Origin of the sequence: Pseudomonas mandelii (genome assembly GCF_002251635.1) — a bacterium.
Taxonomy (GTDB): domain Bacteria; phylum Pseudomonadota; class Gammaproteobacteria; order Pseudomonadales; family Pseudomonadaceae; genus Aquipseudomonas; species Aquipseudomonas mandelii_B.
In genome coordinates this window covers 1-12,541 of record NZ_NMOJ01000243.1, presented here as the reverse complement: position 1 = coordinate 12,541, position 12,541 = coordinate 1, and the positions used below count along the sequence as shown (strand labels likewise).

Annotated in this window: 12 protein-coding genes; 5 read left to right on the top strand and 7 right to left on the bottom strand. The window is 61.2% G+C overall.

Features of this window, described 5'->3' with window-relative positions; all coding sequences use genetic code 11:
- Nucleotides 1-396: pirin family protein (locus tag B7L09_RS29090; protein WP_176457790.1), on the top strand; the 396-nt coding region annotated here is incomplete at its 5' end.
- A gap of 193 nt (nt 397-589) precedes the next feature.
- Here B7L09_RS29090 and B7L09_RS29085 read toward each other — a convergent pair.
- Nucleotides 590-1,465, bottom strand: a complete 876-nt coding sequence (locus tag B7L09_RS29085) for a LysR family transcriptional regulator (RefSeq protein ID WP_094471686.1) — start codon at nt 1,463-1,465, stop codon at nt 590-592.
- A 115-nt stretch (nt 1,466-1,580) separates the two neighbouring features.
- Between B7L09_RS29085 and B7L09_RS29080 the strand changes: the two genes are divergently transcribed.
- Both B7L09_RS29080 and B7L09_RS29075 read left to right on the top strand, forming a co-directional pair.
- Complete coding sequence (locus B7L09_RS29080) at nt 1,581-2,798, top strand: YbfB/YjiJ family MFS transporter (RefSeq protein WP_094471685.1); 1,218 nt, start codon at nt 1,581-1,583, stop codon at nt 2,796-2,798.
- A gap of 138 nt (nt 2,799-2,936) precedes the next feature.
- On the top strand, nt 2,937-3,935 hold the full coding sequence (locus B7L09_RS29075; RefSeq protein WP_094471684.1) for an NAD(P)H-quinone oxidoreductase: 999 nt from the start codon (nt 2,937-2,939) through the stop codon (nt 3,933-3,935).
- On the opposite strand, the gene deoC is transcribed toward B7L09_RS29075, so the two are convergent.
- The gene (gene deoC / locus B7L09_RS29070) at nt 3,936-4,619 is read right to left on the bottom strand and encodes a deoxyribose-phosphate aldolase (protein ID WP_094471683.1); all 684 of its coding nucleotides are present in this window, start codon (nt 4,617-4,619) and stop codon (nt 3,936-3,938) included.
- A 127-nt stretch (nt 4,620-4,746) separates the two neighbouring features.
- Here deoC and deoR point away from each other — a divergent pair, with 127 nt between their 5' ends.
- Nucleotides 4,747-5,511 (top strand): DNA-binding transcriptional repressor DeoR, encoded by a 765-nt coding sequence (deoR, locus tag B7L09_RS29065; protein ID WP_094471682.1) that lies wholly within the window; start codon nt 4,747-4,749, stop codon nt 5,509-5,511.
- Here deoR and B7L09_RS29060 read toward each other — a convergent pair.
- Genes B7L09_RS29060 through rbsK form a run of 3 tightly spaced genes read right to left on the bottom strand, consistent with a single transcriptional unit; the run spans nt 5,504 to nt 8,861 of the window.
- Nucleotides 5,504-6,562, bottom strand: coding sequence for an aldose 1-epimerase family protein (locus B7L09_RS29060; protein WP_094471681.1), 1,059 nt, complete (start codon nt 6,560-6,562; stop codon nt 5,504-5,506). The genes deoR and B7L09_RS29060 overlap by 8 nt on opposite strands.
- The gene (fucP, locus tag B7L09_RS29055) at nt 6,559-7,890 is read right to left on the bottom strand and encodes an L-fucose:H+ symporter permease (RefSeq protein ID WP_094471680.1); all 1,332 of its coding nucleotides are present in this window, start codon (nt 7,888-7,890) and stop codon (nt 6,559-6,561) included. The genes B7L09_RS29060 and fucP overlap by 4 nt, the downstream gene beginning before the upstream one ends.
- A gap of 44 nt (nt 7,891-7,934) precedes the next feature.
- Nucleotides 7,935-8,861, bottom strand: coding sequence for a ribokinase (gene rbsK, locus B7L09_RS29050; protein ID WP_094471679.1), 927 nt, complete (start codon nt 8,859-8,861; stop codon nt 7,935-7,937).
- 347 nt (nt 8,862-9,208) lie between these two features.
- Here rbsK and B7L09_RS29045 point away from each other — a divergent pair, with 347 nt between their 5' ends.
- Complete coding sequence (locus tag B7L09_RS29045) at nt 9,209-10,162, top strand: alpha/beta hydrolase (protein WP_094471678.1); 954 nt, start codon at nt 9,209-9,211, stop codon at nt 10,160-10,162.
- Here the strand turns inward: B7L09_RS29045 and B7L09_RS29040 are convergent.
- Both B7L09_RS29040 and B7L09_RS29035 read right to left on the bottom strand, forming a co-directional pair.
- Entirely contained in the window at nt 10,134-11,948 is a 1,815-nt protein-coding gene (locus tag B7L09_RS29040; RefSeq protein ID WP_094471677.1) for an ABC transporter ATP-binding protein, read from the bottom strand. The genes B7L09_RS29045 and B7L09_RS29040 overlap by 29 nt on opposite strands.
- Nucleotides 11,949-12,131: 183 nt before the next feature.
- Nucleotides 12,132-12,491, bottom strand: coding sequence for a DUF6124 family protein (locus tag B7L09_RS29035; RefSeq protein ID WP_094471687.1), 360 nt, complete (start codon nt 12,489-12,491; stop codon nt 12,132-12,134).
- Nucleotides 12,492-12,541 lie beyond the last annotated feature (50 nt).

Below are 12,541 nucleotides of genomic sequence, written 5' to 3'. Positions count from 1 at the left end.
CNGCCCGTGCACTTTCTGCAAATCTGGATCGTGCCGGACGTCAGCGGCGCCAAACCGCGTTATCAGCAAGAGCACTTCAGCACCCAGAAAAAACGCGGGCGCCTGCAACTGATCATCTCCCCCGACGGGGCCAAGGGTTCGCTGAAGGTGCGTCAGGATGCACGGGTGTATGCCGCGCTGATCGACGGCAAGGAAAGCGCCACGCTGGAACTGGCCGCCAACCGCTACGCCTATGTCCACGTGGCCCGTGGCAGCGTCGAACTCAACGGTATGCAGCTGCAAGAAGGTGATGGCGTGCGGGTTCGTGATGAACAGGTGCTGACGTTGAGCAACGGCGTGGATGCGGAAGTGCTGGTGTTTGACCTGCGCCCGCAGGAACTGCCGGAAATGCCATGACCGTGACTGACCTGAGGGCCTTTGCCCTCAGGGTTTTACCAACCGATCACAACCCCTGTGGCGAGGGAGCTTGCTCCCTCGCCACAGGGGTTGTGTTGGTTCTCAGGGTTTTACCAACCGATCACAACCCCTGTGGCGAGGGAGCTTGCTCCCTCGCCACAGGGGTTGTGTTGGTTCTTCGACTCGCGGCGACTTATTCGCCGGTACCGGAAAACACCGCGACAATTTCATCGATGACCGCCCGAACCCTGGCGGTATGCCGCAAGTCCGCGTGGGTCACCAGCCAGACGTCATAGGGCACCGGTCGCGTGCGCTCCGGCCACAGCCTGACCAGCCCGTCCCTCTCCCCCATGTACACCGGAATTTCCCCGACCCCGAGCCCCGCCGCGATGGATCGGCGCACCAGCAGACTGGAACTCAGACTGGCCACAATCCGCCCGCGCCCCAGCGGTTCCGAGACCAGGGTCATGTCTTTGTTGCCTTGCAGATACGGCTGATACACCACCAGGTCATGCCCCTCGAACGCCGAGCCCGGCGCTGGCACGCCATGGGCATCCACGTAATCCTGCGAAGCAAACAAGCCCACCGGCCAACGTGCGATGCGACGGGCGATCAGGTCCGGGTTGTCCGGCCGGGTGTTGCGCACGGCGATGTCGGCTTCGCGTTTCGCCAGGCTGAGAATCTGCGTGGAAGCGTCCAGTTGCACGCGCACGTCGGGGTGCTGTTCATGCAAGTGGGCTATGGCCGGGATCAGAAAATCGATGGCCAGGGAATCGGTGGTGCTGACCCGCACCAGCCCGGTCAGTCGATCGTCGAGCCCTTGAATCCGGCGCTCCAGTTCCAACGCTGAATGCTCCATTTTTTCCACGGCCGTCAGCGCCGCCTCCCCCAGCGCTGTCAGCGCATAGCCTTCAGAGGTGCGCAGAAACAGCGTTGCACTCAATGACTTCTCCAGCGCCGCGATCCGTCGGCCGACCGTGGCCTGATCAACCCCCAGCACCCGCGCCGCGCCCCGGAGCGTCGACGCTCGGCACACCGCCAGAAACACCCGTGCGTCATCCCAATTCATACGGCTCTCTCGTTGACGCAGATTTGCATCACCATAGCGCAAACTCGCTGCGTTATTACATCAACCGATCGGGATAGTCTGGAGGCCAGCGTAAAACCTTCTCAGGACCTTTCCCATGCACAGCACATCGACCACCCCGCGCAGCGCGATCTGGCTGCCGATTTTCGCCGGCCTCAGCGCCAGCCTGGTCAGCATCGGCCTGGCGCGGTTTGCCTACACGCCGCTGATTCCCTCATTGATCCAGGCGCACTGGTTTTCCGCCAGCGACGTGGTGTACCTCGGCGCCGCCAACCTCGTCGGTTACCTGATCGGTGCGCTGATCGGCCGGCCACTGGCCAACCGCACGTCGAACAAAACGGCGTTGCGCCTGATGATGCTGGCCGTGACCTTGTCGTTTTTCGCCTGTGGTTTTCCGTTGTCGGTGAGCTGGTTCTTCGGCTGGCGCCTGCTGTCGGGGGTTGCCGGTGGCGCGATCATGGTGCTGGTGGCCGCGACGGTATTGCCCCATGTGCCGGCGTCCCGCCGAGGTCTGGCCAGCGGTGCGATTTTCCTCGGCATCGGCCTGGGCATCGCCGGCTCTGGGACGATTGTGCCGCCGCTGCTGAGCCTTGGCTTGCAGCAAACCTGGTTTGGCCTGGGTCTTCTGTCACTGCTTCTGACGGCCACGAGTTGGTTCGGCTGGCCGAAAGAGGCGCATCATCAAGCCGTTGCAGTGTCGACCGAGAAAACCACCACGCCAACCGACCCAGGGGTTTACCTGTTGTTCGCCCAATACGCCTTCATGGCCGCCGGGCTGGTGCCGGCCATGGTGTTCCTGGTGGATTACGTGGCCCGCGGTCTCGGCGCCGGGCCGCACATCGGCGCGCTGATCTGGGTGATGTACGGACTGGGCGCGATCATCGGGCCGGTGAGTTACGGTTTTCTGGCCGATCAACTCGGTGCGAAATTGAGCATCCGGCTGGTGCTGGTGGTGCAGGCAATTGCCGTCGGCCTGCTGTCGATTTCCAGCTCGTTCACGGCGCTGGCCGTGCTGGCCGTGATCCTCGGTTCGTTCCCGCCGGGCATCGTTCCACTGGCGCTGGCGCGGGTGCACGAACTGCTGCCGAACCATCACCAGCAGCAGATTGCCTGGAGCCGCGCGACGGTGTCGTTTGCCACCTTCCAGGCGATTGCAGGGTTTGCGTATTCGGCACTGTTCAATGCCAGCGGCGGTCAGCATGGGTTGTTGTTTGTGATTGCAGCGGGCGCGATTGTGGTTGCGCTGTTGCTGGAACAGGCCATGCGTTTGCTGAACAGACCCCCTGTGGGAGCGAGCTTGCTCGCGAAGACTTAAGCAGATTCAACATCAATGTGGCTGACACGACGCTATCGCGAGCAAGCTCGCTCCCACAGGGGATTGGTGGTTTGGACTGAATCATTTGTACATTCAAACGATCCCATTTACAGACGACGTTCCCGACAGGACTACGACATGACTTTGCCCCACACCATGACCCTGATTGAAATCACCGAGCCCGGTGGTCCCGAGGTGTTGAAGCCGCGCCAGGAACCGGTGCCCACGGCCGGCGCAGGCGAAGTGCTGATCCGTGTGCACGCCGCCGGGGTCAACCGTCCCGATGTGATTCAACGCGCGGGCAAGTACCCGATGAAACCCGGCATGAACCCGATCCCCGGCCTGGAAGTGGCCGGTGAAGTGGTGGCCGTGGGCACCGGCGTCAGCGAATTCATTGTCGGCGACAACGTCTGTGCGCTGACCAATGGCGGCGGTTATGCGCAGTATTGCGTCGCACCGGCCAGCCAGACGCTGCCGATTCCAGAAGGCATGGATTGGGTGCATGCAGCGGCCGTCCCGGAAACCTTCTTCACGGTGTGGGCCAATCTGTTCGACATGGGTGGCGCCAGCAAAGGCCAGCGCGCGTTGATTCACGGCGGCACCAGCGGCATCGGCACCACCGCGCTGTTGCTCTGCCGCGAGTTCGGCGTCAAGGCCTTCGCCACGGCAGGCAGTGAGGAGAAGTGCGCGGCGATTCGCAAACTCGGCGCCGAGGCGATCAACTACCGCGACCAGGATTTCGTCCAGGTCATTGCGGAAAAAACCGCCGGCAAAGGCGTCAACGTGATCCTCGACATCATGGGCGGCTCGTACCTGAATCAGAACATCGCGGCACTGGGCATGGAAGGTCGCTTGGTGATGCTCGGCTTCCTCGGCGGTGCCCGTGCCAACGATGTCGACCTGATGGCGATCATGGGCAAGCGCGCGACGATCACCGGCTCGCTGATGCGCTCGCGCACCCGNGACGAAAAGGCCGCAATCGCCGAACAACTGCGCGAATACGTGTGGCCGGTGCTGTCCGCCGGACGATGCCTGCCGATCATCGACAAAGTGTACGAATACACCGACGCCGCCCAGGCCCATGCGCGGATGGAAGNCGGCGATCACATCGGCAAGATTGTGTTGCAGGTGGACTGATCAGTAACCCTCGCCGGCCGCCAATGCGCCGCCGATGATCGCGATGCCCGAGCTGGTGCCCAGTCGCGTGGCGCCGGCTTCGATCATCGCCAGTGCGGTCGGGTAATCACGCACGCCACCAGAGGCCTTGACGCCGATGTCGGGGCCGACGGTGCGACGCATCAGCGCAACGTCTTCCACGGTGGCGCCGCTGCGGCTGAAACCGGTCGAAGTCTTGACGAACGCGACCTTCAGTTCACGACAGATCTCGCAAGCCTTGACCTTTTCTGCATCGGTGAGCAGGCAGTTTTCCAGGATGACTTTCAGCGGCACCTTGCCGCACGCCTGCAACACCTGGGCGATGTCGTCGCGCACCTGATCGAACAAACCGTCCTTCAGCCAGCCGATGTTCAACACCATGTCCACTTCCCCGGCACCGGCGGCAATCGCCCGCTCGGCCTCGAAAGCCTTGGTGTCGCTCAGGCCGGCGCCCAGCGGGAAGCCGACCACCGCGCAGATATTCACGCGTTGCCCCTCAAGGCACTGAGCCGCATGAGGGACTTGGCCCGAATTCACGCACACCGAATAGAAGCCGTGCTCTGCGGCTTCGCGGCACAACGTGGCGATTTGCTCGCGGGAAGCATCGGGCGCCAGCAACGTATGATCGATGTACTGCGCCAGCGCTTGGGGTTCGAGGTGTGCCATCGCGAAAACTCCTGTTTGTATATTCAAATGCCCCTGCGCCACAATCGAGGGTGATTAGCGCAAAAACGTTACAAATCTCACAAATAATGTTACTTAAATAACACCAACAATCAACCCTGGAATACTCGTGGACAGTAAAAAAGCCGAGCGACTCAAGCTTATCCAACAAGCCTTGCANGACCAGAACGCCATTCATCTGCGCGAGATGGCGGCATTGCTGGACGTGTCCGAGATGACCCTGCGCCGCGACCTCAGCAAGTACACCGACCACCTGCGGCTGCTCGGTGGCTACATCACCAGAATCCACGATGGCAACGAGCCCGGCGATTACCGCGTGGCCGAACAGGACACCCGCCACGTCGAAGAAAAACGCCGCATCGGCAAACTCGCTGCCGGNTTGATACAGCCCGGTGACACGGTCTTCTTCGACTGCGGCACCACCTCGCCTTTCGTGATCGATTTCATTCCCGACGAGCTCGAGTTCACCGCCGTGTGCAACTCCCTGAACGTGCTGACCAAACTCTCGCAAAAACCCAACTGCCATATCGTGGTCTGCGGCGGCACGTTCCATCGCAAGAACCAGGTGTTCGAGAACACCAGCGAAACCAGCATTCTCGACAGCGTGCGCCTGACGTGGGCCTTCGTGACTGCGGCAGGTATCAGCCAGGACTTCGGCGTGACCTGCTTCAATTTCAATGAAGTGGAGGTCAAGCAGAAGGTCCTGCGCCAGGCGCAACAGCGGGTGNTGCTNGCCGACTNCAGCAAGTTCGACACGGTGCGCACCGCGCATTTCGCCAACCTTGGGGATTTCCAGTTCGTGGTCAGCGACAAGAAAATCCCCAAGGCCTACCGCGACGCGATTGCCGCCAGCGGCGCGCAGTTGATCATCTGATCAAGGCCTGTTGTTCCGCTGCATTCAGGTAACCGGTGGTGACGCAAAAATCCGCCGTCGCCCCCGCCGCCAACAAACGCACATGGCCCTTGGCAGACTCGGCGCGATAGCCTTCCGGTTCGCAGGTGGACGGCAGCACGAACGCCGCCACTTGCTGATCGGCGTTGTGCAGGATCCAGCGTGCGGCGTGGTCGAATTGCTCCGGACGGTAGCGGGTGTAGAACGCCGCGCCGTCTGGATGACTCAACAGAAAATGCGCATGACCGCTGTCGTCCGCCCGCACGCCGTCGAAGAAAAACACGATCTCGGGATCGTAGATATGTGGCTGATCCAGGCAGGTGAACTGCTCCGGGTCTTGCGCCAGCAGCTGCATGTATTCAGTCCAGGCCGGCGTCGGTTTGACGTGGGCCGGCACGCTGCTGCGCAAGCGCACCCGCTCGACACCCAAGGGCTCGATGAAACGGGCGCCTTCGACGTAGGCGTAATTCATGTGNGCCATGTACATCAGGTCCATNGGCTTGCCGGCCAGATTGGTCACCTGCATGGCGATGTCGAACAACCCTGAATCAGCGCGCAAGGTCACGCTGGGCGTGGCCAGGTATCTGTCACCAAAACCTTGCGCATATTCGTACTCGCCACCCAGGCGCAGGTAGCCGCCAGTGCCGTCTTCACCGACCTCCAGCCAGGCGCGATCCATCGCTGCGCAAGGCATCTCGCCGTGTAGCGGATGATCGTCCTCGGGGCTCGGGCAACCGTTGCGCAGCAGGCCGCTGTGAAACATGAAACAGCCATAGGTATCAATGACCGTCGGGCTCGGCCGGGGCTGCTCGAACAGGTTGCGCATGGTCAGGTTGCAACCGTCGAACACCGCGGACCAGATCATCTGTCCCTGATACGGCAACACCACCAGGCTACCGCGGCTGTTGGCCAATTCCAGCGCCAGCACGCCACTGGGATAGACCCAGGCACTGACCGTGAACGCTGCGGATTCCAGCAAGGTTTTTCGCGCCTCACCGAACTGCGACGGCTGCAAGTTGATCCGTGTGTTCATGAGGTCACCACCGCACCCACCGGCGCCCGCTCGCTGTCGGAATGACGCAGGCAACGCACCGCGTACATCACGATCACGATAAAGCACAGCAACGGTACGCTGTAGGCCAGTTGCATGTTGCCGCCGCTGGCATCGGACAACAGGCCCTGGAAGATGGGGATGACCCCGCCACCGACGATGCTCATCACCAGCAATGAACCACCGACGCCGGTGTCTTCACCCAGGCCATCGATGGTCAGGCCGTAAATGGTCGGCCAGCATGGGCCGAGAAAAATACTCACGCCAACCGCTGCATACACCGCCGAAATGTTCGGCACCAGAATCGTGTAGGCCAGCAGCACAATGCACAGCACGCCGTAAATCGCTAACACTCTGGCCGGGTGCAGCCTGCGCATCAACAGGTTGGCGATCAGTTTGCCGACAAAATACGCAGCGAAGGTGGTCAGCAAAAACCACGAGGCACTGCGTTCGTTCATGCCGCCCAATTGCATCGCCAGGCGAATGGTGAAACTCCACACACCGACTTGCGCACCGACGTACAGAAACTGCGCCAACACACCAAAGGTGAAGCGCTTGTTGCGCCACAGTCGCGACAGGCTCTGGCCGAGGCTGGCGGTTTTCGTGCTGCTCGGTTGATTGCCCTTGCACTTTGGAAACCGGGTGATGGCGATCAGGATAAACATCAGCACCAGTACAGCGATCATCCATTTGTACGGCAGCAACGTGGACTGGATCATTTGCAACTGCTGCACCGCCGCCTCGGAGGCGCTCATTTGCTTCAGTTGTTCAGTGGTGGCGTCGGAGTCCTTGAACATCACAAAGCTGCCCACGTACACCCCGGCCATCGCGCCGAATGGGTGAAAGGTCTGCGAGATATTCAAACGTCGCGTCCCGGTTTCCCGTGGGCCCATCAGCGTCGAGTAGGTGTTGCACGCGGTTTCCAGGAACGACAGGCCGGCGGCAATCACAAACAGTGCCAGCAGGAACATGCCGTACTTGGCGGTGGAGGCCGCCGGAAAAAACAGCAGGCAGCCGAACATGTAGAGCATCAGGCCGATGAGGATGGTGGTCTTGTAACTGAAACGGCGGACCACCAGCGCGGCCGGAATCGCTACAAAAAAATAGCCCAGGTAAAACGCCGACTGCACGAAGGCGGTCTGGAAATCACTGAGCAAAAACGCTTTCTTGAAGTGTGCGATCAGCACGTCGTTCATGCTCGCGGCGGCTGCCCACAGCGCAAAGATGCTGCACAGCAGGATAAAGGCGAACCAGGGCGTGCGGTTCAGGTAGAAACCGTCGGGGGTTTGTTGGAGCGGAGGCTTTGTCATTGTTGTTCTCCGTGGTGAGCGTTGAGGGGTGAATCAGCTCGAATTCAAGCGCCGAGTTGGCGCTGGAACTCAGCGAATGCCGTGGCGTCCGGGTAGGACGTCTGAGTGCCCAGGCCGGTGACCGAGCAGGCGGAATACGCCACGGCCTGGGTCATGGCGGCGCGGATGTCGCGGTCGCGGCTCCAGTGATGAATGAAGCAACCGATGAAGGCGTCGCCTGCGCCGGTGGTGTCGCGCGCGGCGACTGACAGGCCGGGAATCTGGAACTCGCCCTCCTCGCCCACATACAGCGCACCTTGCTGGCCAAGGGTGACGATGACGTGGCGAATGCCGTCGGCGATCAATGACTGGGCGGCTTTATGCGCTGACGCCGGGGAGTCCACGACCTGGCCGGTGATCAGCGCCAGCTCGGATTCGTTGGGCACCAGGAAATCCAGGTGCGCCAAATGCTCACGGCTCAGGCCGGACAAGGCTGGCGCCGGGTTGAGCAAGACTGGAATGTCGTGCGCGCGGCCGAATTCGATGGCGTGGTAAACGGTATCGACATTGATTTCGAGCTGCAGAACGATCAGTGAACACTCGCGCAATGCCTGGGCCGCCGCGTCGATATCCGCCGGGACCAGATGCGCGTTGGCGCCTTTGACGATCAAAATGCTGTTGTGGGAGTCGGCCCGGACAAAAATCGGCGCCACGCCGCTGGAAACGCCAGGTACGCGCTGCACATAACGGGTGTCGATACCAAAGTGCTGAAAGTTGGCCAGGGTGTTGTCGGCAAACATGTCGTCCCCGACCTTGCTCAACATCAACACATCCGCCCCGAGCTTCGCCGCGGCAACCGCCTGATTGGCGCCCTTGCCGCCGCACCCCAGGGCAAAGCCCGGTGCTTCCAGGGTTTCGCCCTGGCCCGGCATGCGGTCGATGTACGTAATCAAATCCACCATATTGCTGCCGATGACTGCGATCTTGCTCATTGCTATTCCACCTTGTTGCGGCNNGCCAGACTGATGCTGGACGTTGTTGTTTTGTTATTTAAATAACATTTTGTGTGATTATTCAATCTTTTTTGTTGAGTGGGGTTTGAAGCAAAGACGAATGGCTTTGCGCATGGCTTTGGAGATGTGTGGTCTGTAATGGCCTCATCGCGGGCAAGCCCGCTCCCACAATGGAATGCGTACCCTGTGGGAGCGGGCTTGCCCGCGATGAGGCCAGAACAGTCACCGTCCAAGCCAGCCATTCACACGACTGTCGAATTTATCCCCACCTCCCCCACGCATCTGTTAAAACCCGAACTTTCCTTTTCATCCTCTGGGCCTCCTGCATGTTTTCAAACCTGATGAGCCGCATAAGCCGACGTTGGCTGCCCTGGCTGTGCATGGTCGCGCTGGTGGTCGGCTTGCCCGTGGGTTGCGGCGTCCTCAAATACAAGGAACGCGAACTGCTGTTCCGCATCGAGCCGGGCACCGCCGGCTGGTATCGCGGTTTGCCAACAGACGTCCAGGAATTCGATATCAAGCCCGCCAGCTTCAAGGCCGGGCAAAACCTGCATGCCTGGTGGTGGCCGGCCGCGCGTCGCGATGCGCCGTCGATCCTGTATTTGCACGGTGTGCGCTGGAACCTGACCGGCCAGGCGTTCCGTATCGAGCAGTTGCGGGCGATGGGGTATTCGGTGCTGGCCATCGATTACCGCGGCTTCGGCCAGAGCAAGGGGGATCTGCCGTCGGAAGCCAGTGTCTACGAGGACGCCCGGGTTGCCTGGGAGCGCTTCAAGGCGATGCAACCGGACGCCAACAAGCGCCTGATCTACGGCCATTCCCTGGGCGGCGCGGTGGCCATCGACCTCGCGGCAGACCTGGCGGCGCAGGCGAAAAAGGACCACAGCGCGATACCGGCGCGCGGTCTGGTGATCGAGTCCACGTTCACCTCACTGGGCGATGCCGTGGCGCAAGTGGCCGACAGCAACCTGCCGGTGAAATGGTTGCCGGTGCGCTGGCTGCTGTCGCAGAAATTTGATTCCATCGACAAGATCGTCGACATCGACATGCCGCTGCTGGTGGTGCATGGCCTGGCCGACCCGTTCATGCCCTCGCGGTTCAGCCAGCAGCTGTTCAATGCCGCCAGCGAACCCAAGCGTCTGCTGTTGATCCCCGGCGGCACGCACAACAACAGCATGAGCCGGGGTGGCAGCCAATACCGCCAGGCGCTCGAAGGCCTGATGAAGGCAAAACCACCGCAGATCGCCGGGCCTAGCGGTAACCCTGGGCTTGCAGGTTGAACAGCTGCGCATAGCGCCCGCCCGCCGCCACCAGACTGTCGTGATCGCCACGCTCAAGGATCGCCCCCTGATCCAGCACGATGATGTGGTCGGCGTTGCGCACGCTGGAAAACCGATGCGAGATCAGCAACGTCATGCGGCCTTCGGTGTGTTGGCTGAAATGCTCGAACACCGCCGCTTCCGCCGCCGGGTCGAGTGCCGAAGTCGGCTCGTCCAGAATCAGGATGTCGGCGTTACGGCGCATGTAAGCGCGGGACAAGGCGATCTTCTGCCACTGCCCCCCGGACAACTCCTGGCCGCCGGCAAACCAGCGGCCCAGTTGCGTGGCATAGCCTCGATCCAGCCCCTCGATAAACGGCGCGGCCATGCCTTCGGTGGCCGCTTCCTTCCAGCGTTGTTCATCGTTGAACGCCAGCGTGTCGCCGACGCCGATGTTCTCGCCGACAGAGAACTGATAGCGGATGTAATCCTGAAAAATCACGCCAATGCGCCGGCGTAGCGCGTCTTCTTCCCACGTCTGCAAATCGCTGCCGTCCAGCAGGATGCGCCCGTGATCGGGCCGATACAGACGGGTCAGCAACTTGATCAGCGTGGTCTTGCCCGAACCGTTCTCCCCCACCAGCGCCAGGCTGCGCCCCGGCACCAGGTGCAAGTCGATGCCTTCAAGGGCCGCGCGACTCGCACCCGGATAACGAAAACCAACGTTCTCGAATCGCAAACCATCGCCGGGCACCGCGCCCACCGTGAGATGCCCGGCATCGGCCACCACCGGCTCGGCGAGGTATTCGTAGAGGCTCGACAGGTACAAACCATCCTCATAGAGACCGCTGATGGCACTCAAACTGCTGCTCACCGCCGTCTGCCCCTGCTTGAACAGCACCAGGTACATGGTCATCTGCCCGAGGCTGATCTGGCCGTGGACGGTATCGACCACCACCCAGGCATAAGCCAGGTAAAACGCGCCAGTGCCGAGCAACCCCAGAACAAATCCCCAGCCATCGCGGCGCAGGGTCAGTCGCCGGTCTTCGGCATAGAGACGGGCAAACGTCTCGCGATAACGCTTCAACAGCAGCGGCGCGAAGCCGAACAGCTTGACCTCTTTGATGTAGCCCTCGTGGGAGAGCAGCGTCTCGATGTAATTCTGCTGCCGACTTTCCGGCGCCCGTCGCGTGAATAACCGGAACGCATCCCCGGAAAAATGCGCTTCGGCGAAAAACACCGGCAACGCACCGACCACCAGCAACACCAGCGCCCACGGCGAAAAATGCACCAGCAACACGCCGAAGCTGATCAACACGATCAGGTTCTGGACCAGCCCCAACGACTTCATTACCAACGCCAAGGGCCGCGTCGACGCTTCGCGCCGCACACGCACCAACTTGTCGTAAAACTCGGAATTCTCGAACTGCACCAGCGACAACGTCTGGGCCTTCTCCAGAATCATCGTGTTGACCTTCTGCCCCAACTGCACCCGCAACAGCGACTGCTGAACCGACAGCGCCCGCTGCGTCCCGGACAGCAACGCGAGCACGCCCGCCTCGAGCAACACGTAACGCACCACCGGCCACAACGGCGCACTGCCCTGCTGCGCGTGCAATTGCATGGCCGCGACGACCGCATCGACAATACGTTGGCCCAGCCAGGCGGCCAGGGCCGGTAGGACACCGGCGATCAGGGTGGCGAGGACCAGGCCGAGAAACAGCCCGCGAGAGGTGCCCCAGACCAGGAGCAAGGCGCGTCGGGCCTGGTCGAGCAATGAGGTGAAACGGGAAAGTGCCGCAGGCATGGATTGGTGAACTCGACAAAGGTTGCTGAATACAACAATTCGCTATGGTACTTCAGCCCGGCGCCATCCATTGGTCGACTCACTCAGGAGCACACTAGCGCAACCTGCCGACTCGACTAGCCTACTCCTCAATAGCACGTTAAGACGGCAAACGAAGTTGATTACCACCCCGGCAAACCGCACCTACTTGGGCAGATCAATCTTATCCAGCACCCGGTTCGCCGTGATCTCCGCCATCATGATGCTGTTGGAAATACCCAAAAGCGCATAACGCGACTCACCCTCCAGATGATCCACCAACTGGTGCACCATCACATCGACCGAGGCCAGCGTCTCGACCAAGTAAACTGCCAGGGTTTCGGTCGTGGCCTCAGGGTCTACGGAAAACAGGGTACTGCGTGTTCGCGGGGTGGCTTTGATGTCGGCATTCGACGGGAAGTGGAAGTCGAGAGCTCGCTCGGCGGCCTCGTTGAGCTTCTTTGAATCAGATTCGTATGGGGAAACCGGATCGGTGTCCGGCGGGTTTGGTGTGACTTTGAACATGGTGAAACTNCNNGTAANNTGGAGCTGCCACCCTTTCGCGACTAAACGAG

Excerpts from the sequence above, each read along its gene's own strand:
- deoC (WP_094471683.1), bottom strand. The coding sequence starts at position 4,619 with ATGGCACACCTCGAACCCCAAGCGCTGGCGCAGTACATCGATCATACG.
- B7L09_RS29035 (WP_094471687.1), bottom strand. The coding sequence starts at position 12,491 with ATGTTCAAAGTCACACCAAACCCGCCGGACACCGATCCGGTTTCCCCA.
- fucP (WP_094471680.1), bottom strand. The coding sequence starts at position 7,890 with ATGACAAAGCCTCCGCTCCAACAAACCCCCGACGGTTTCTACCTGAAC.
- B7L09_RS29085 (WP_094471686.1), bottom strand. The coding sequence starts at position 1,465 with ATGAATTGGGATGACGCACGGGTGTTTCTGGCGGTGTGCCGAGCGTCG.
- rbsK (WP_094471679.1), bottom strand. The coding sequence starts at position 8,861 with ATGAGCAAGATCGCAGTCATCGGCAGCAATATGGTGGATTTGATTACG.
- B7L09_RS29045 (WP_094471678.1), top strand. The coding sequence starts at position 9,209 with ATGTTTTCAAACCTGATGAGCCGCATAAGCCGACGTTGGCTGCCCTGG.
- B7L09_RS29040 (WP_094471677.1), bottom strand. The coding sequence starts at position 11,948 with ATGCCTGCGGCACTTTCCCGTTTCACCTCATTGCTCGACCAGGCCCGA.
- B7L09_RS29080 (WP_094471685.1), top strand. The coding sequence starts at position 1,581 with ATGCACAGCACATCGACCACCCCGCGCAGCGCGATCTGGCTGCCGATT.